General features: G+C 60.5%; 16 protein-coding genes and 1 pseudogene. 13 read left to right on the top strand and 4 right to left on the bottom strand.

The genetic code is table 11. From position 1 onward, the window contains the following. Window positions 1-89: 89 nt before the first annotated feature. From WLY71_RS00170 to fdhA, 8 genes are all read left to right on the top strand, one after another. Window positions 90-806: a TraX family protein gene (locus WLY71_RS00170; RefSeq protein WP_347802031.1), complete on the top strand. Its 717-nt coding sequence runs from the start codon at window positions 90-92 to the stop codon at window positions 804-806. A gap of 283 nt (window positions 807-1,089) precedes the next feature. Then, the gene (gene glyA / locus WLY71_RS00165; protein ID WP_347802030.1) at window positions 1,090-2,343 is read left to right on the top strand and encodes a serine hydroxymethyltransferase; all 1,254 of its coding nucleotides are present in this window, start codon (window positions 1,090-1,092) and stop codon (window positions 2,341-2,343) included. A 23-nt stretch (window positions 2,344-2,366) separates the two neighbouring features. Next, complete coding sequence (locus WLY71_RS00160) at window positions 2,367-3,617, top strand: sarcosine oxidase subunit beta (protein ID WP_123410388.1); 1,251 nt, start codon at window positions 2,367-2,369, stop codon at window positions 3,615-3,617. A gap of 14 nt (window positions 3,618-3,631) precedes the next feature. After that, window positions 3,632-3,961, top strand: a complete 330-nt coding sequence (locus WLY71_RS00155) for a sarcosine oxidase subunit delta (protein WP_008147095.1) — start codon at window positions 3,632-3,634, stop codon at window positions 3,959-3,961. Further along, complete coding sequence (locus WLY71_RS00150; protein WP_347802029.1) at window positions 3,958-6,975, top strand: sarcosine oxidase subunit alpha; 3,018 nt, start codon at window positions 3,958-3,960, stop codon at window positions 6,973-6,975. Before WLY71_RS00155 ends, WLY71_RS00150 begins: the two co-directional genes overlap by 4 nt. 91 nt (window positions 6,976-7,066) lie before the next feature. Beyond that, window positions 7,067-7,699: a sarcosine oxidase subunit gamma gene (locus WLY71_RS00145; RefSeq protein WP_347802028.1), complete on the top strand. Its 633-nt coding sequence runs from the start codon at window positions 7,067-7,069 to the stop codon at window positions 7,697-7,699. Window positions 7,700-7,892: 193 nt separating this feature from the next. Then, window positions 7,893-8,750, top strand: coding sequence for a formyltetrahydrofolate deformylase (gene purU / locus WLY71_RS00140; protein WP_131060662.1), 858 nt, complete (start codon window positions 7,893-7,895; stop codon window positions 8,748-8,750). 181 nt (window positions 8,751-8,931) lie between these two features. Continuing rightward, window positions 8,932-10,131: a formaldehyde dehydrogenase, glutathione-independent gene (fdhA, locus tag WLY71_RS00135; RefSeq protein WP_123368613.1), complete on the top strand. Its 1,200-nt coding sequence runs from the start codon at window positions 8,932-8,934 to the stop codon at window positions 10,129-10,131. 61 nt (window positions 10,132-10,192) lie between these two features. On the opposite strand, the gene WLY71_RS00130 is transcribed toward fdhA, so the two are convergent. The 3 genes from WLY71_RS00130 to WLY71_RS00120 are packed head-to-tail and all read right to left on the bottom strand — an operon-like array spanning window position 10,193 to window position 12,144. Beyond that, window positions 10,193-10,867, bottom strand: a complete 675-nt coding sequence (locus WLY71_RS00130) for an anti-sigma factor (protein ID WP_347802027.1) — start codon at window positions 10,865-10,867, stop codon at window positions 10,193-10,195. After that, window positions 10,864-11,499 carry a sigma-70 family RNA polymerase sigma factor gene (locus WLY71_RS00125; RefSeq protein ID WP_347802026.1) on the bottom strand — a complete coding sequence of 212 codons (636 nt, stop codon included), beginning with the start codon at window positions 11,497-11,499 and terminating at the stop codon, window positions 10,864-10,866. Before WLY71_RS00125 ends, WLY71_RS00130 begins: the two co-directional genes overlap by 4 nt. 54 nt (window positions 11,500-11,553) lie before the next feature. Then, a complete protein-coding gene (locus WLY71_RS00120) occupies window positions 11,554-12,144 on the bottom strand; it encodes a fasciclin domain-containing protein (protein ID WP_347802025.1) in 591 nt (196 codons plus the stop codon). Between the two features lie 316 nt (window positions 12,145-12,460). On the opposite strand from WLY71_RS00120, the gene WLY71_RS00115 reads away from it, so the two are divergent. After that, entirely contained in the window at window positions 12,461-13,021 is a 561-nt protein-coding gene (locus WLY71_RS00115; RefSeq protein ID WP_347802024.1) for a DUF2780 domain-containing protein, read from the top strand. Between the two features lies 1 nt (window position 13,022). On the opposite strand, the pseudogene WLY71_RS00110 reads toward WLY71_RS00115, so the two are convergent. Further along, a pseudogene (locus WLY71_RS00110) lies at window positions 13,023-13,151 on the bottom strand (acyltransferase); the annotation flags it as partial. A 317-nt stretch (window positions 13,152-13,468) separates the two neighbouring features. Here WLY71_RS00110 and rloA2 point away from each other — a divergent pair. The 4 genes from rloA2 to creD all read left to right on the top strand — a co-directional run bounded on the left by rloA2 (window position 13,469) and on the right by creD (window position 17,721). After that, the gene (gene rloA2, locus WLY71_RS00105) at window positions 13,469-13,975 is read left to right on the top strand and encodes a retropepsin-like aspartic peptidase RloA2 (RefSeq protein ID WP_095127169.1); all 507 of its coding nucleotides are present in this window, start codon (window positions 13,469-13,471) and stop codon (window positions 13,973-13,975) included. Window positions 13,976-14,049: 74 nt separating this feature from the next. Further along, window positions 14,050-14,730, top strand: coding sequence for a two-component system response regulator CreB (creB, locus tag WLY71_RS00100; protein WP_347802023.1), 681 nt, complete (start codon window positions 14,050-14,052; stop codon window positions 14,728-14,730). Then, window positions 14,730-16,148, top strand: a complete 1,419-nt coding sequence (gene creC / locus WLY71_RS00095) for a two-component system sensor histidine kinase CreC (RefSeq protein ID WP_347802022.1) — start codon at window positions 14,730-14,732, stop codon at window positions 16,146-16,148. Before creB ends, creC begins: the two co-directional genes overlap by 1 nt. A gap of 202 nt (window positions 16,149-16,350) precedes the next feature. Then, window positions 16,351-17,721 carry a cell envelope integrity protein CreD gene (gene creD / locus WLY71_RS00090; RefSeq protein WP_347802021.1) on the top strand — a complete coding sequence of 457 codons (1,371 nt, stop codon included), beginning with the start codon at window positions 16,351-16,353 and terminating at the stop codon, window positions 17,719-17,721. Window positions 17,722-17,783: the final 62 nt, after the last annotated feature.

Genomic DNA, 17,783 nt, shown 5'->3' with positions numbered 1-17,783 from the left:
TGGTCAATGATGGTGCGCACTTTACCGAAGATCGTCCGGGGAGCACACGCGATGATGCTGTCAGAAAAATACAAAGACGACGGGCAATTATGCACATGACGCAAAGGGATGGGGCACTGGATCTGCTCAAGTGGCTGGCGCTGCTCTGCATGGTGCTCGATCACCTGCGATATGTCGGTTATTCCGTCGATATTCTGTATGTGCCGGGGCGGTTGGCGTTCCCGTGGTTCTGTTTGGCGATGGCCGCAAACCTGGCGCGGGCCCGCGCGGTGACGACCGACGGCCAGTGGCGTTATCTGGGGTGGTTGCTGCTGTTTAGCGCCATCAGCGAAATGCCCTACCGGATGTACATTCCTCATCCCGACACCTTGAACGTGCTGCCTACATTGGCGTTGGGATTGCTGGTGGCCCGTGGCTGGCAGGACCGAACCCTGCCAGCGCGACTGTTGGCGGCAGGCGCCTTGCTGCTGGCGGCGCTGTTCCCGGAACGGCTGATGTTCGGCTTCTTCGGTGTGTTGTTGCCACTGGCGATGTTGCTGGTGATCAAGCGTCCCTGGTACTTCAGCCTGTTGCCGGGATTGGTCTGTCTGGCAGCCAATCAGTGGACAGTGCTGTATTCCTCCGCGCGGTTCGGCAACAGTGCAGCCATCTTCGGCATCGCCACTTGTCTGATTGCGCCATTGCTGGGGCTGTTGTTATTGCGATACGCCCGAGGCGTCCAGCCACCGCCGATGCGGCGTTGGGCTTATGGCTTGTATCCACTGCATTTTCTACTGCTGTTACTTGTCCGTCAGATCACCGCCTGACCCTGTGGGAGCGGGCTTGCCCGCGATAGCGGTGGGTCAGCTGACATCAATGTTGGATGTGATGCCGCCATCGCGGGCAAGCCCGCTCCCACAGGGTTCTCTGCTGAATTGGAGAGTGTGTTCGGCATGCCATTTCCCGCCATGTCGTAAACGCACCTTTGCGTGGCGTCCGTAGGCATTTGGCCTGTCTGCGCCGGTCATACCATCGCATCCAAAGGGCACTGCCGAAAGGTACGTGCCTCACCGAGACGAATGGCGCACCGCCGCCGCTGGGAGAGACGCGATGTTCAGCAAGCAAGACCAGATCCAGGGTTACGACGATGCACTGCTGGCGGCGATGAATGCCGAGGAGCAACGCCAGGAAGATCACATCGAGCTGATCGCGTCAGAGAACTACACCAGCAAACGCGTCATGGAAGCGCAAGGCAGTGGCCTGACTAACAAATACGCCGAAGGCTATCCGGGCAAGCGCTACTACGGTGGCTGCGAGCACGTCGATAAAGTTGAAGCGCTGGCCATCGAACGCGCCAAGCAACTGTTCGGCGCCGATTACGCCAACGTGCAGCCGCACTCCGGCAGCCAGGCCAACGCCGCGGTATTCCTTGCGCTGCTGCAGGCCGGCGACACCGTGCTGGGCATGAGCCTGGCCCACGGCGGTCACTTGACCCATGGCGCCAAAGTCAGCTTCTCCGGCAAGCTCTATAACGCTGTGCAGTACGGCATCGACACCGCCACCGGTCTGATCGATTACGACGAAGTCGAGCGCATGGCGGTCGAGCACAAGCCAAAAATGATCATCGCCGGGTTCTCCGCTTACTCGAAGACCCTGGACTTCCCGCGCTTCCGTCAGATCGCTGACAAAGTCGGCGCTTATCTCTTTGTTGATATGGCTCACGTTGCCGGTCTGGTCGCTGCCGGTCTGTACCCGAATCCGCTGCCGTACGCCGACGTGGTCACCACCACCACCCACAAAACCCTGCGGGGTCCACGTGGTGGCCTGATCCTGGCCAAGGCCAACGAAGAGCTGGAAAAGAAATTCAACGCTGCCGTATTCCCCGGTGGTCAGGGCGGCCCGTTGATGCACGTGATCGCCGGTAAGGCGGTGTGCTTCAAGGAAGCGCTGGAGCCCGGTTTCAAGGCTTACCAACAGCAAGTGATCGACAACGCCCAGGCCATGGCCGGCGTATTTATCAAACGCGGCTACGATGTAGTGTCCGGCGGTACCGACAACCACCTGTTCCTGGTCAGCCTGATCCGTCAGGGTCTCACCGGCAAAGAGGCGGATGCAGCACTCGGTCGCGCCCACATCACCGTGAACAAGAACGCTGTCCCGAACGATCCACAGTCGCCGTTCGTGACCTCCGGCCTGCGCATTGGCACCCCGGCGGTGACCACGCGCGGCTTCAAGGTTACCCAGTGCGTCACGCTGGCCGGCTGGATCTGCGACATCCTCGACAACCTCGGCGACGCCGATGTCGAGGCCAATGTCGCCCAGCAAGTTTCGGCCCTGTGCGCGGACTTCCCGGTTTATCGCTGAGCGCGGTTTTGGAGTAAATGACTATGCAACGCTACTCGGGCTTCGGCCTCTTCAAACACTCCCTCAGCCATCACGAAAACTGGCAGAAAATGTGGCGCACGCCGACCCCTAAAAAGGTCTATGACGTGGTCATCGTCGGCGGTGGCGGGCATGGTCTGGCGACCGCCTATTACCTGGCCAAGGAACACGGCATCACCAACGTGGCCGTGGTCGAGAAAGGCTGGCTGGGCGGCGGTAACACCGCGCGCAACACCACCATCGTTCGCTCCAACTACCTGTGGGACGAGTCGGCGCACCTGTACGAACACGCAATGAAATTGTGGGAAGGCCTGTCCCAGGACCTGAACTACAACGTGATGTTCTCCCAGCGCGGCGTCTATAACCTGTGCCACACGCTTCAAGACATTCGTGATTCCGAGCGTCGGGTCAGCGCCAACCGCCTCAATGGCGTGGACGGCGAACTGCTCGATGCCAAACAAGTGGCTGACGAGATTCCGTACCTCGACTGCTCGAAGAACACGCGCTACCCGGTTTTGGGCGCTACTGTCCAGCGTCGCGGCGGCGTGGCCCGTCACGATGCCGTGGCCTGGGGCTTTGCCCGTGCCGCCGACGCCTTGGGCGTGGACCTGATTCAACAAACCGAAGTGATCGGCTTCCGCAAGGAAAACGGCGTGTGCATCGGTGTTGAAACCAACAAAGGCTTCATCGGTGCCAAGCGCGTCGGTGTGGTGACCGCCGGTAACTCGGGGCACATGGCCAAACTCGCCGGTTTCCGTCTGCCGATCGAATCCCACCCGCTGCAAGCGCTGGTGTCCGAGCCGATCAAGCCGATTATCGACAGCGTGATCATGTCCAACGCCGTACACGGTTACATCAGCCAGTCCGACAAGGGCGATCTGGTGATCGGCGCCGGTATCGACGGCTACAACGGCTACGGCCAGCGTGGTTCGTACCCGGTGATCGAGCACACCATTCAGGCCATCGTCGAGATGTTCCCTGTCTTGTCCCGCGTACGCATGAACCGTCAGTGGGGCGGCATCGTCGACACCACGCCGGATGCGTGCCCGATCATCTCGAAAACCCCGGTACCGAACATGTTCTTCAACTGTGGTTGGGGCACCGGTGGCTTCAAGGCAACACCTGGCTCGGGCAACGTGTTTGCCGCGAGTCTGGCCAAGGGTGAAATGCACCCATTGGCTGCACCTTTCTCCATCGACCGTTTCCACAACGGTGCGTTGATCGACGAACACGGCGCTGCTGCGGTTGCCCACTAACAGGAGAAATCCCCATGTTGCATATCTTCTGTCCTCACTGCGGCGAACTGCGCTCCGAAGAGGAATTCCACGCATCCGGCCAGGCGCACATCCCGCGTCCACTGGATCCGACCAATTGCACCGACGAGGAGTGGGGCGACTACATGTTCTTCCGCGATAACCCTCGCGGTCTGCACCACGAGCTGTGGGATCACGTCGCCGGTTGCCGTCAGTACTTCAACGCCACCCGTGACACCGTGACCTACGAGATTCTCGAAACCTACAAGATCGGCACCAAGCCACAATTCACCGACAAGACCGATAGCCCGAAAGCGGCCGCCACGGCTCTGGGAGAGAAGGTATGAGCCAGATCAATCGCCTGTCCAACGGCGGACGGATCGACCGCAACAAAGTGCTGAGCTTCACCTTCAACGGCCAGAGCTACAAAGGCTTTGAAGGCGATTCCCTGGCCGCCGCCTTGCTGGCCAACGGTGTGGACATCATCGGTCGCAGCTTCAAGTATTCCCGTCCGCGCGGCATCTTTGCCGCCGGCGCCGAAGAGCCGAACGCTGTGCTGCAAATCGGCGCGACCGAAGCCACGCAGATCCCGAACGTACGCGCCACGCAACAAGCGCTGTATCAAGGTCTGGTCGCCACCAGCACCAACGGCTGGCCGAGCGTGAACAACGACATGATGGGGATTCTCGGCAAGGTCGGCGGCAAGCTGATGCCGCCGGGCTTCTACTACAAAACCTTCATGTACCCGCAATCGTTCTGGATGACTTACGAGAAGTACATTCGTAAAGCCGCTGGTCTTGGCCGCTCGCCGACCGAGAACGATCCGGACACCTACGACTACATGAACCAGCACTGCGACGTGCTGATCGTCGGCGGTGGCCCTGCTGGCCTGGCCGCTGCACTGGCGGCTGCCCGCAGCGGTGCTCGCGTCATCCTCGCCGATGAGCAGGAAGAGTTCGGCGGCAGCCTGCTCGATTCCCGCGAAAGCCTCGACGGCAAACCGGCTACCGAGTGGGTCGCCAGCGTCATCGCCGAACTGAAAGACACCCCGGACGTGCTGCTGTTGCCGCGCGCCACGGTCAACGGTTACCACGACCATAACTTCCTGACCATTCACGAGCGCCTGACCGATCACCTCGGCGACCGCGCCCCGATTGGCCAGGTCCGTCAGCGCATCCACCGGGTTCGCGCCAAGCGTGTAGTGCTGGCGACCGGCGCTCACGAGCGTCCGCTGGTTTACGGCAACAACGACGTGCCGGGCAACATGCTCGCCGGCGCTGTGTCGACTTACGTGCGTCGTTACGGCGTGGCACCGGGCAAAAAACTGGTGCTGTCGACCAACAACGATCACGCCTATCGCGTTGCACTGGATTGGCTCGACGCCAGCCTGCAAGTCGTCGCCATCGCAGATGCCCGCAGCAATCCGCGCGGTGCGCTGGTTGAAGAAGCGCGCGCCAAAGGCATCCGCATCCTGACCGGCAGCGCCGTGATCGAGACGCGTGGCAGCAAGCACGTGACCGCCGCTCGCGTTGCCGCGATCGATGTCAAAGCACACGCCGTGACCAGCCCAGGTGAGTGGCTTGAATGCGACCTGGTTGCCAGCTCCGGCGGTTACAGCCCGGTGGTTCACCTGGCGTCGCACTTGGGTGGCAAGCCGATCTGGCGTGAAGACATTCTCGGTTTCGTACCGGGCGAGGCACCGCAGAAACGCGTGTGCGTCGGTGGCATCAACGGCGTCTATGGCCTCGGCGATTCCCTGGCCGATGGTTTTGAAGGCGGCGCTCGCGCAGCCAGCGAAGCCGGTTTCAGCGTGGTCGAAGGCACCTTGCCGAAAGCCCTGAGTCGTCTGGAAGAGCCAACACTGGCGCTGTTCCAGGTGCCGCACGAAAAGAACACCGCACGTGCGCCGAAGCAATTCGTCGACCTGCAAAACGACGTCACCGCGGCCGCCATCGAACTGGCAACCCGCGAAGGCTTCGAGTCGGTCGAGCACGTCAAACGCTACACCGCACTGGGCTTCGGCACTGACCAGGGCAAGCTCGGCAACGTCAACGGTCTGGCCATCGCCGCCCGTTCGCTGAACGTGACCATCCCGCAGATGGGTACCACCATGTTCCGCCCGAACTACACGCCGGTCACCTTCGGTGCTGTAGCCGGTCGTCATTGTGGGCACATCTTCGAACCTGTGCGTTTCACCGCGCTGCATCACTGGCACGTGAAGAACGGCGCCGAGTTCGAAGACGTCGGTCAGTGGAAGCGTCCTTGGTACTTCCCGAAAAACGGTGAAGGCCTGCACGCTGCCGTGAAACGCGAATGCAAAGCCGTGCGCGACAGCGTCGGCCTGCTGGACGCTTCGACCCTGGGCAAGATCGACATCCAGGGCCCGGACTCACGCGAGTTCCTCAACCGCATCTACACCAACGCCTGGACCAAACTCGACGTGGGCAAGGCCCGCTACGGCCTGATGTGCAAAGAAGACGGCATGGTGTTCGACGACGGCGTAACCGCCTGTCTCGCCGACAACCACTTCGTGATGACCACCACCACCGGCGGCGCGGCACGCGTGCTGCAATGGCTGGAAATCTACCATCAGACCGAATGGCCAGACCTGAAGGTGTACTTCACGTCCGTGACGGATCACTGGGCAACCATGACCCTGTCCGGGCCGAACAGCCGCAAGCTGCTCAGCGAAGTCACCGACATCGACCTGACCAACGAAGCCTTCCCGTTCATGACCTGGAAAGAAGGTCTGGTCGGCGGTGTGCCGGCGCGGGTGTTCCGGATTTCGTTTACCGGTGAACTGTCGTACGAAGTCAACGTTCAAGCCGACTACGCCATGGGCGTGCTCGAGAAAATCGTCGAGGCCGGCAAGAAATACAACCTGACCCCGTACGGCACCGAAACCATGCACGTGCTGCGGGCCGAGAAGGGCTTCATCATCGTCGGGCAGGACACTGACAGCTCGATGACTCCGGATGACCTGAACATGGGCTGGTGCGTCGGTCGCACTAAACCTTTCTCATGGATCGGCCAGCGTGGCATGAACCGCGAAGACTGCGTGCGTGATCAGCGCAAACAGTTGGTCGGTCTGAAGCCGATCGATCCGACCAAATGGCTGCCGGAAGGTGCGCAACTGGTGTTCAACACCAAGCAAGCGATCCCGATGACGATGGTCGGTCACGTCACCTCCAGCTACTTGCACAACTCCCTGGGCTATTCGTTTGCCATGGGTGTGGTCAAGGGCGGCTTGAAGCGTATCGGTGAGCGAGTGTTCGCACCGCTGGCCGATGGCAGCGTGATCGAGGCGGAAATCGTTTCTTCGGTGTTCTTCGATCCAAAAGGTGATCGCCAGAACATCTGACACAGCGATTCCCTGTGGGAGCGAGCTTGCTCGCGATGGCGGCAACGCTGCTTCCACAGGGAGTACAAAAAGAATTCAGGACAGGTGCTTTATGACCACAGCCAATGTTTACCAACAACGCCCAACCACCGGGGCCAAGGCCGAGTCGTCGCTGCATCACGCCGACCTCGCCAGCCTCGTGGGCAAGGGTCGCAAAAGCGCCGGCGTGATCGTGCGTGAGAAAAAACTCCTCGGCCACCTGACCATTCGTGGCGATGGCCACGATGCTGCCTTCGCCGCTGGCGTGCACAAGGCCCTCGGTATCGAATTGCCGGGCGCGCTGACCGTCGTCGTCAAAGGCGAAACCAGCCTGCAATGGATGGGACCGGATGAATGGCTGCTGATCGTGCCGACCGGTGAAGAATTCGCCGCCGAGCAAAAGCTGCGCGAAGCGCTGGGCGATCTGCACATCGCGATCACCAACGTCAGCGGCGGCCAGCAGATCCTTGAACTGAGCGGCCCGAACGTGCGCCAGGTGCTGATGAAGTCCACCAGCTACGACGTGCACCCCAACAGTTTCCCGGTGGGTAAGGCCGTGGGCACTGTGTTTGCCAAGTCGCAACTGGTGATCCGCCATACCGCCGAAGACACCTGGGAACTGCTGATTCGCCGCAGCTTCTCGGATTACTGGTGGTTGTGGTTGCAGGATGCGGCGGCTGAGTACGGGCTTAGCGTCCAGGCGTAATTAGTTCGAAGGCGGTCGCGGTCCATGTAGCAGCTGCCGAAGGCTGCGTTCGGCGGCGAAGCCGTCGTAAAACCTGAACCCCGATTCAGAATCGAAATCGGGGTGCCCGAATTGCGACGGCTTCGCCGCCGGACGCAGCCTGGCGGCAGCTGCTACATGAGCTGCGTCACCCACGAACAGGAGTCACCGCACTATGAGCCGCGCCCCAGACACATGGATTCTGACCGCCGACTGCCCAAGCGTTCTCGGCACCGTGGACGCGGTGACCCGCTTTCTGTTCGAGCAGGGCTGCTACGTCACCGAGCACCATTCCTTCGATGATCGGCTCTCGGGCCGTTTCTTCATTCGCGTGGAATTCCGTCAGCCCGACGGCTTTGACGAACAAGCCTTCCGCGCAGGGCTCGAAGAACGCGGCCAAGCCTTCGGCATGATCTTCGAACTCACTGCGCCGAACTACCGGCCAAAAGTGGTGATCATGGTCTCCAAGGCCGATCATTGCCTCAACGATTTGCTCTACCGCCAGCGCATCGGCCAGTTGTCGATGGACGTGGCCGCCGTGGTTTCCAACCACCCGGACCTCAAGCCGTTGGCGGAATGGCACCAGATTCCGTACTACCACTTCCCGCTGGACCCGAACGACAAACCGTCGCAGGAGCGTCAGGTCTGGCAGGTGATTGAAGAGTCCGGCGCCGAACTGGTGATCCTTGCCCGTTACATGCAAGTCCTGTCGCCAGAGCTGTGCCGCAAACTCGACGGTAAGGCGATCAATATCCATCACTCCCTGCTGCCGGGTTTCAAGGGCGCCAAGCCCTATCACCAGGCCTACAACAAGGGCGTGAAACTGGTCGGCGCCACGGCGCACTACATCAACAACGACCTGGACGAAGGCCCGATCATCGCCCAGGGCGTAGAGGCCGTGGACCACAGTCATTACCCCGAAGACCTGATCGCCAAGGGGCGGGATATCGAAGGGCTGACCCTGGCCCGGGCCGTTGGTTATCACATTGAACGACGGGTGTTTTTGAACGCGAACAGAACGGTGGTTTTGTAGCGTATTGAAGACCGCCAAAAGATCGTCCGAACGCGGCCCGAACCTTCGGCAGCTCCTACAGGGATATGCGATCGGCGTAGGAGCTGCCGAAGGCTGCGATCTTTTGACTTACCGAGCAATCAACGCGCCGCCGATCCATGGCGACGCGACCGCTACATAAAAACAACAGCGAGGTGAAAGCATGTCTGGCAATCGTGGTGTGGTGTATCTCGGCAATGGCAAAGTCGAAATACAGAAAATCGACTATCCGAAAATGCAGGACCCGCGCGGCAGGAAGATTAATCACGCTGTCATCCTGCGTGTGGTTTCCACCAACATCTGTGGTTCCGACCAGCACATGGTGCGCGGTCGTACTACGGCTCAAACCGGCCTGGTACTGGGTCACGAAATCACCGGTGAAGTGATCGAGAAGGGCAGCGACGTCGAGAACCTGCAGATCGGCGACCTGGTGTCCGTCCCGTTCAACGTCGCTTGCGGGCGCTGCCGTTCCTGCAAGGAAATGCACACCGGTGTCTGCCTGAGCGTTAACCCGGCGCGTCCGGGCGGTGCTTACGGTTATGTCGACATGGGCGACTGGACCGGCGGTCAGGCTGAATACGCGATGGTGCCGTATGCCGATTTCAACCTGCTGAAACTCCCTGACCGTGATAAGGCCATGGAAAAAATCCGTGACCTGACCTGCCTCTCCGACATCCTGCCGACCGGTTACCACGGCGCAGTGACGGCCGGCGTTGGCCCGGGCAGCACCGTGTACATCGCCGGTGCCGGTCCTGTCGGTCTGGCCGCCGCCGCTTCCGCTCGCCTGCTGGGCGCAGCCGTGGTGATCATCGGTGACGTCAACACCGTCCGCCTGGCGCACGCCAAGGCTCAGGGTTTCGAAATCGCCGACTTGTCCCTGGATACCCCGCTGCACGAACAAATCGCTGCACTGCTGGGCGAGCCAGAAGTGGATTGCGCCGTCGACGCCGTGGGCTTCGAAGCGCGCGGTCACGGCCATGACGGCGTGAAACACGAGGCTCCGGCTACCGTGCTCAACTCGCTGATGGGCGTGGTTCGGGTCGCCGGCAAAATCGGTATCCCAGGCTTGTACGTGACTGAAGATCCGGGTGCAGTCGACGCAGCCGCGAAGATGGGCAGCCTGAGCATCCGCTTCGGTCTGGGCTGGGCCAAATCCCACAGCTTCCACACCGGCCAGACGCCAGTGATGAAGTACAACCGCCAGCTGATGCAGGCGATCATGTGGGACCGCATTCACATTGCCGACATCGTTGGCGTGGAAGTCATCAGCCTGGATGACGCGCCACGTGGTTATGGCGAGTTCGATGCGGGCGTACCGAAGAAGTTTGTGATCGATCCGCACAAACTGTTCAGCGCAGCGTAAGGCTTCACGCAAAACAAAACGGCGACCTTCAGGTCGCCGTTTTCTATGGCTGGAACGATCATTAAAGGGCTGCCAACGCCCCTTGATACAACACCGGCCCCGTTGGCTGCCCCGTCGGCGAACCGCCCTTCGGTTCAAGACTGACCGCCAACGCAATCGGTTTGCCGATCAACGTCTTCTGCGCATCGCTCAACTCTACGCGCCCCTTACCGTCAGCCGGAATCACCCCAAGTGAAATCGGCTTGCCATCCGCCGGAATCGCCCACAACTCCAGACTGCGCCCCGGATCAACCGCCGCCAGAGTCAGTGGCTCGACCTTCAGGTAGTTCTCGTGCGCTTCAACCTTCAGCGCAGGCTGCGCGTCGGCAGTCAGCAGCGTGGCGCTGAAACGCGCGCTGTCGCGGTTATAAATCACGCCCAACGTCACGGCGATCACCAGCGAGCAAACCGCAGCCGTCACTCGCAACCAGCTCCAGAACGGACGTTTTTCCGGAATATGCAGCACCTGCGGCTCAATCCGCGCCGTAATTCCCAGCCACACCCGCTCCGGCACCGGCTGCTCGGGCAGCGCTTCGGTCAAGCTGACCAGGCTTTCTTGCCACTGCGCCAGTTCCGCGCGCAATGCGGCGTCCTCCAACAACAACTGTTCGAAACGCCGACGAGCAGCAGAAGGCATCAAACCAATGGCGTAATCGGCGGCGAGGGCGCGGCGCAGGGTGGGGGTTTGATAGTTCATGATTCAAGGCACCTGCGCAGTCGCTCCATACCGCGGCGGATCCAGGATTTCACCGAGCCCAGCGGCGCGGCCAGGTGTTCGGCGAGCTCAGAGCAGGACAACCCCTGAAAGTAAGCCACGGTGATCGATTGACGCTGCATGCCGTCGAGGCTTTCCAGGCAGCGGTTTAAGGCGTTGGCCTCACGGGCACGGCTTAGCTGTTCGTGGGCCGAAGGGCTTTCATCCACCAGCGCCTGTTCTTCAAAGTCGCTCAACGGCCGGTCGCGGTGTTTGCGCAACTGATCGATGGCCTGATGACGGGTGATGTTGATCATCCAGGTCAGCGGTGCCGACAGATGCGCCTCGTAGCGCGAGGCGTTGTTCCAGATGCGTACGAAGCTTTCCTGCAGCACTTCTTCAGCCAGATCCGGCCGCCCCATGAAACGCAGCGCTACGCCATGCAGCCGTGGGCCGACGCTGCGGTAAAGCGTCTCGAAAGCGCGGCGGTCGCCCAGTGAACACTGGGCCAGAAGCTGCCTGAGCTGATCGGCGTCGGCGATGTGAATGGCAGTTCTCCAGGCAATCGAGGTGGGCTGCGTGAGGTGCTGGTTGCAGGCAGAGGTTAGTTCACGGTGCGCGGTTGTTCCATTCACGGGCGGCCACCTCGAAAAACCGCCGACCCCGATGTGCAGGGTCGGCGGCACCCCTCAGCTTTTCGGCATCAGTACTTTGTCGATGACCTGAATCACGCCATTGGACTGGAACACGTCATAGGTGGTGATGTCGGCGACGTCACCTTTTTCATCCTTGATCGTGATGTTGTGCGGGCCGTTCATCATCGCCCACAGCTTGCCGCCTGCGACGGTGGTCAGTTCGGCTTTGCCGCCACCGGCCTTGATCTTCTCGGCCAGGGTCATCATGTCGAGTTTCCCGGCGACGACGTGGTAGGTGAGGACGTGAGTCAGGGTCGCCTTGTTGGCGGGTTTGAGCAGGTTGTCGACAGTACCCGCCGGCAGCGCGGCGAAGGCCGAGTTGACCGGGGCGAACACGGTGAACGGGCCTTTGCCCTTGAGGGTATCCACCAGGCCAGCGGCTTTCACGGCGGCGACCAGGGTGGTGTGGTCGGCGGAGTTCACCGCGTTATCGATGATGTCCTTGCTCGGCATCATGCTCTGGCCGCCGACGATGACCGCGTGGCCCGTGTCTGCCGCTTGCACGGTGTTCAGGACGAATCCGCCACCAAGGGCCAGGATCAGCAGGCTGGCCATCAACGGCGTTTTGATCGAAGTGCGTTTCATGGTGATGGTCCTCGTGCAGGGAATCGGCCAGGAATGTCTGTCCGTGCTTGATATACGCGGGCGGGGCCAGACTGGATGCAGCGCGACTGCATTCTTTTTTGATGTGGACCTGAGCTGGCGAAGCCTGCGATCTTTTGATCTTCAGCGCATTCAATTCCGCCAACAATCAGGATCAAAAGATCGCAGCCTTCGGCAGCTCCTACAGAATCCGCGACAAACTCACTGGGCTGGGAACAATCCATGGGGATGCCAGTCCAACACACGGTTTTTCGCCGCCCATTGCCGGGCGGTTTTCATGGCACATGAGGATGTCTGAATGAAGATTTCACGCGGTTTTGCACTGGCTTCGCTGATGTGTCTGGTGGCCAGTCCGGTCTTTGCTCAGTTCAGCCTGTTCGATGCGGCCAATGCCCTCTCCGGCACGCAGAACGATGACGCCGCCGCGTCCGCGCCGACTGTGACGACCGCGCAGACGGCCGGTCTGCTGAGTGCGCTCAGCCAATTGAACGTGACACCAGAACAAGCCATTGGCGGTGCCGGGGCGATGCTCGGTCTGGCGAAGAATCAATTGAGCTCGACCGACTACTCGGAGTTGTCCAAAAGCGTGCCCGGCATCGACTTACTGTCGGGTGGCGGCGAACTGGGCCTCCTCAGCGGCTTGCTTGGCTCGTCCGGTAAAGCGGCAGGTCTGGACAACGTCTTGGGCAACGTGAATAACACCAACGACCTGAACAGTGCCTTCAGCGCATTGGGCATGGACACTGGCATGATCGGCCTGTTTGCCCCCGTGCTTCTGCAATTTTTCGGTCAGCAGGGCGTCGGCGGTTCACTGCTGCAAAACCTGGGCGGGATCTGGGGCGCAGGCACCGGTAGTTGATTCAGCGGCGCGCGGCGCGCAATGCGTCGATGCGCCGATCCTTCTCGATCCAGAGCTGGTTGACCCAGTTCTGGATGGTTTCGCGGGTCTTGAAGTCGATGATGACCCTCGGCACGTTGCCGCTGATCAGCAATGATAAGCAATGATAAGCAGCTTCGGACGGCAGGCCAAATCGGCGACGACGAATGTTTCACCTTCGAACCGCTAACCTCCCAGAGTTATGAGATCTCTGTGGCGAGGGAGCTTGCTCCCGCTGGGCTGCGAAGCGGCCCCAAAACCATGCACTTCGATTTTTCAGGTACACCCTGTGAGCCGTACTACGACTGCTGCGCAGCCGAACGGGAGCAAGCTCCCTCGCCACAAGGGTTGTACTGAACCAACTATCGTTGTTTTTTGCGGTCTAGAATTTGGCCTCTGTGCCCCAATTTCCTCAAGGAAGCCCATTACGTGAAATCCCTCCTTGCACTGCTTTCCCTCGTGGCCCTGCCGGTCCTGGCTGCTGAGCCGACCCTGTACGGGCGCTATGAATACATCGCGCTGCCGGAAATCGGTGGTGAAGTCCTCAAGGCCAAGATGGACACCGGCGCCCTGACCGCGTCGCTGTCGGCCAAAGACATCGAAACCTTCACCCGCGATGGCGACGAGTGGGTGCGCTTCCGCCTCGCCACCAAAGGCGCGAGCAACAAGGTCTACGAACACAAGGTCGCGCGGATCAGCAAGATCAAGACCCGCTCCGAAGAAGACGAGGACGACAATGAAGCGGTCGAGCCCACCAAGCGTCCGGTGGTTGATCTGGAACTGTGCCTGGGCAACGTCAAGCGCACCGTTGAGGTCAACCTCACCGACCGCAGCAGCTTCAACTACCCTTTGTTGATCGGTGCCAAAGCCTTGCGTGAGTTCGGCGCGGCGGTGAACCCGGCACGGCGCTTTACGGCGGACAAACCCGACTGCTGATTTCAAGTGGTCTCATTGACGTGACGTGAGCCTTGGGGCACCGTTCGCCCACTTAACTCCCGGGCTCGGACGCCATGCCTCATATCCTGATTGTCGAAGACGAAGCGGCGATTGCCGACACCCTGATTTTCGCCTTGCAGGGCGAGGGCTTCACCACCACCTGGCTGAGCCTTGGCGCCGCTGGGCTTGAGCATCAGCGCCAGACTCCGGCCGACTTGATCATTCTGGACATTGGTCTGCCGGACATCAGCGGCTTCGAGACCTGCAAGCAATTGCGGCGTTTCAGCGAAGTGCCGGTGATCTTCCTCAGCGCTCGTGATGCTGAAATCGATCGCGTTGTGGGCCTGGAAATCGGTGCCGACGATTACGTGGTCAAGCCGTTCAGCCCACGGGAAGTGGCGGCGCGGGTCCGGGCGATTCTCAAGCGCATGGCGCCGCGAGCGACCGCCGCGGTGTCATCGGCGCTGTTTCGCATTGACAGCGAGCGGGTGCAGATCAGCTACCGCGGTCAGCTTCTAACCCTGACCCGCCATGAGTTCCGTCTGCTGCAATGCCTGCTGGACCAACCCGAACGGGTCTTCAGCCGCGAGCAATTGCTCGATGCGCTGGGCGTCGCCGCCGATGCCGGGTACGAGCGCAGCATCGACAGCCACATCAAGAGCGTGCGCGCAAAATTGCGTCAGGTGAAGGCTGACGCAGAACCGATCCAGACCCATCGCGGCCTCGGCTACAGCTACAGCCCGGGGCGTAGCTGATGCCGCTGGGGATCCGGATTTTTCTGGTCTACGTACTGTTTATCGGCCTGACCGGCTACTTTGTGCTGAACACCGTGATGGAAGAAATCCGTCCAGGTGTGCGCCAGTCCACCGAAGAAACGCTGGTCGACACCGCCAATCTCATGGCCGAAATCCTGCGAGACGACTTCAAGGCCGGCACCCTGAATCAGAACCGCTGGCCCGAGCTGCTCAAGGCTTATGGCGAACGGCAACCGAAGGCGAACATCTGGGGATTGCCGAAGAACCAGGTCAACCACCGGATCTACGTCACCGATGCCAAGGGCGTTGTGGTGCTGGACTCCAGCGGTGTGGCAGTGGGGCAGGATTACTCGCGCTGGAACGATGTTTTACTGACCCTGCGAGGCGAATACGGCGCTCGTTCCAGCCGCAGCGATCCGGACGATCCGAACTCCTCGGTGATGCACGTCGGCGCCCCGATTCGCGACAACGGCCAGATTATCGGCGTGGTTACCGTGGCCAAACCCAACAGCTCGTTGCAGCCATACGTTGATCGCACTGAGCGGCGATTGCTTGCCTGGGGTGCCGGGCTCATCGGCCTAGGTCTGCTGTTTGGCGCGTTGTTGTCCTGGTGGCTGAGCGCGGCGCTGCGACGATTGACGGCTTATGCACAGGCAGTGAGTGAAGGCCGGCGGGTCGAGGTTCCGCACTACCGTGGCGGCGAGCTGGAGCAACTGGCGACTGCGGTGGAGCAGATGCGTACGCAGCTAGAAGGCAAAGCCTATGTCGAGCGTTACGTGCACACATTGACCCACGAACTGAAAAGCCCCCTGGCGGCGATTCGCGGCGCAGCGGAGTTGCTGCAAGGCGAGATGCCGCTGGCCCAGCAACAGCGTTTTGTCAGCAACATCGACAGCGAAAGCGCGCGGATGCAGCAGTTGATTGAGCGTTTGTTGAATCTGGCCCTGGTCGAGCAACGCCAAGGGCTGGAGGAACGGGTGGCGGTGCCGCTGGCGAAGTTGGTAGATGATTTGCTGAGCGCTCAGGCGGCGCGCATCGAAGGCAAACAGTTGCGCGTGGAACAAACCATTGCAGTGGATCTGGTGCTGACCGGTGAACCGTTCCTGTTGCGTCAGGCGCTGGGCAATCTGCTGGAGAACGGTTTGGATTTCACCCCGGCTCAGGGTTTGTTGCGATTCAGCGCCGAACGCATTGGGGAGCAAATTGAGTTCAGGTTGTTCAACCAGGCTGAGGCCATTCCCGACTATGCGTTGCCCCGACTGAGCGAGCGCTTCTATTCACTGCCGCGACCGGACAGCGGGCGCAAGAGCACGGGGTTGGGGCTTAACTTCGTTGAAGAGGTGGTCAAGTTGCATGGTGGAGCGGTGAGCATTGGTAACGTCGACGACGGCGTTGAAGTGACTTTGCGCCTGCCTTAAAACCGAGTCGCTTCCATCGCGAGCAAGCTCGCTCCCACATTGGGCTTCGGTTGTGAATTACATCTGTGAACTCACCCAGATCCCTGTGGGAGCGAGCTTGCTCGCGAAGGGCCGGCCCAGTCTCCACACACTCTCCACATTCCTCCCATAAATCCCCCACACACCCCTCCCAGACTCGCCCCATCCAAACAGGGAGAGTCCCATGAACCGCAGCCTGACCATAAAACTCGGGGCAATTGCCCTTCTCATTCTGTTGTTGCTGATCCCGCTCCTGATGATTAACGGCGTGATCCAGGACCGCCAGCAACTGCGCGACGGTGTCCTCGAAGACATCGCCCGCAGTTCCAGCTATAGCCAGCAACTGAGCGGGCCGCTGATGGTGGTGCCGTATCGCAAAGTGGTGCGCACCTGGAAGCTCAACGAGAAAACCAACGAGCGTTACCAGGAAGTGGGTGAAGAACGCGGCCGTTTGTATTTCCTCCCGGAGCGCTTCGAACTCGACGGCCAGGTCCAGACGGAACTGCGTTCCCGGGGCATTTACGAGGCGCGTCTGTTTCATGCAGACAACCGCATCAGCGGGCATTTCTCGCTCCCGGCTCAATTGGGTATCAAGGACGATTTCGCCGATTACCAGTTCGATCAGCCATTTTTGGCGGTCGGGATCAGCGACATTCGCGGCATCGAAAACGCCCTGAAACTCGAACTCAATGGCCAGAAACTCGACTTCGTCCCCGGCAGCCAGGTGGGCTGGTTAGGGGAGGGTGTGCATGTCACCCTGCCGGCGCTCGACGCGAAGCAAGCTACAGAATTGGCCTTCGGTTTCGACCTGCGCCTGCAAGGCACTGGCCAGTTGCAGATTCTTCCGGTGGGCAAAACCAGCAAAGTATCGCTGGCCGCCAATTGGCCGCATCCGAGTTTCATCGGCAACTACCTGCCGGCCCAGCGTGAAGTCAGTGATCAGGGTTTCACCGCCAATTGGCAGACCTCGTTTTTCTCCACCAATTTGCAAGAGGCCTTGAGCAGCTGCGTGTCCGGCGGCGGTTGCGAAGCCTATACCGGCCGCAGTTTCGGGGTGAGCTTCATCGATCCGGTGGATCAGTACCTGAAGAGTGATCGGGCCATCAAATATGCGTTGCTGTTTATCGTCCTGACCTTCGCCGGTTTCTTCCTCTTCGAAGTGCTGAAAAGCCTGGCGGTACACCCGGTGCAATACGCGCTGGTAGGCGTGGCCCTGGCGTTTTTCTACCTGCTGTTGCTGTCACTGTCCGAGCACATCGGCTTTGCCCTGGCGTACCTGCTGTCGGCGGGCGGCTGTGTGTTGTTGATCGGTTTTTATGTCTGCCACGTGCTGCGCAGCGTGCGTCACGGCTTGAGTTTTTCGGCGGGATTGGCGGCGTTGTATGGCTTGCTCTATGGCTTGCTCAGTGCAGAGGATTACGCGTTGTTGATGGGTTCGCTGCTGTTGTTCGGATTGCTGGGCGTGTTCATGGTGCTGACCCGCAAGCTGGACTGGTATGGGATTGGACAGAAGTCGGCCAAGCCGCTGGCGTTTGATATGGGAGCGGTGGAATGAGCCGGTCGTTGGGGTTGCGTGAGGATCAGCGGGAAGGAGAGGTGTTGGCGACGCTGATTTAC

It is taken from the genome of Pseudomonas rossensis, from assembly GCF_039888995.1.
In the GTDB taxonomy this organism is placed as follows: domain Bacteria; phylum Pseudomonadota; class Gammaproteobacteria; order Pseudomonadales; family Pseudomonadaceae; genus Aquipseudomonas; species Aquipseudomonas rossensis.
Note: the sequence above shows the minus strand (reverse complement) of the source record. Positions and strands in the feature narration are given on the sequence as shown.

What these genes read in the sequence shown, in the direction of transcription:
- WLY71_RS00170 (WP_347802031.1), top strand. Translation starts at nt 90, where the DNA reads ATGCACATGACGCAAAGGGATGGGGCACTGGATCTGCTCAAGTGGCTG.
- glyA (WP_347802030.1), top strand. Translation starts at nt 1,090, where the DNA reads ATGTTCAGCAAGCAAGACCAGATCCAGGGTTACGACGATGCACTGCTG.
- WLY71_RS00160 (WP_123410388.1), top strand. Translation starts at nt 2,367, where the DNA reads ATGCAACGCTACTCGGGCTTCGGCCTCTTCAAACACTCCCTCAGCCAT.
- WLY71_RS00155 (WP_008147095.1), top strand. Translation starts at nt 3,632, where the DNA reads ATGTTGCATATCTTCTGTCCTCACTGCGGCGAACTGCGCTCCGAAGAG.
- WLY71_RS00150 (WP_347802029.1), top strand. Translation starts at nt 3,958, where the DNA reads ATGAGCCAGATCAATCGCCTGTCCAACGGCGGACGGATCGACCGCAAC.
- WLY71_RS00145 (WP_347802028.1), top strand. Translation starts at nt 7,067, where the DNA reads ATGACCACAGCCAATGTTTACCAACAACGCCCAACCACCGGGGCCAAG.
- purU (WP_131060662.1), top strand. Translation starts at nt 7,893, where the DNA reads ATGAGCCGCGCCCCAGACACATGGATTCTGACCGCCGACTGCCCAAGC.
- fdhA (WP_123368613.1), top strand. Translation starts at nt 8,932, where the DNA reads ATGTCTGGCAATCGTGGTGTGGTGTATCTCGGCAATGGCAAAGTCGAA.
- WLY71_RS00130 (WP_347802027.1), bottom strand. Translation starts at nt 10,867, where the DNA reads ATGAACTATCAAACCCCCACCCTGCGCCGCGCCCTCGCCGCCGATTAC.
- WLY71_RS00120 (WP_347802025.1), bottom strand. Translation starts at nt 12,144, where the DNA reads ATGAAACGCACTTCGATCAAAACGCCGTTGATGGCCAGCCTGCTGATC.
- WLY71_RS00115 (WP_347802024.1), top strand. Translation starts at nt 12,461, where the DNA reads ATGAAGATTTCACGCGGTTTTGCACTGGCTTCGCTGATGTGTCTGGTG.
- creB (WP_347802023.1), top strand. Translation starts at nt 14,050, where the DNA reads ATGCCTCATATCCTGATTGTCGAAGACGAAGCGGCGATTGCCGACACC.
- creC (WP_347802022.1), top strand. Translation starts at nt 14,730, where the DNA reads ATGCCGCTGGGGATCCGGATTTTTCTGGTCTACGTACTGTTTATCGGC.
- creD (WP_347802021.1), top strand. Translation starts at nt 16,351, where the DNA reads ATGAACCGCAGCCTGACCATAAAACTCGGGGCAATTGCCCTTCTCATT.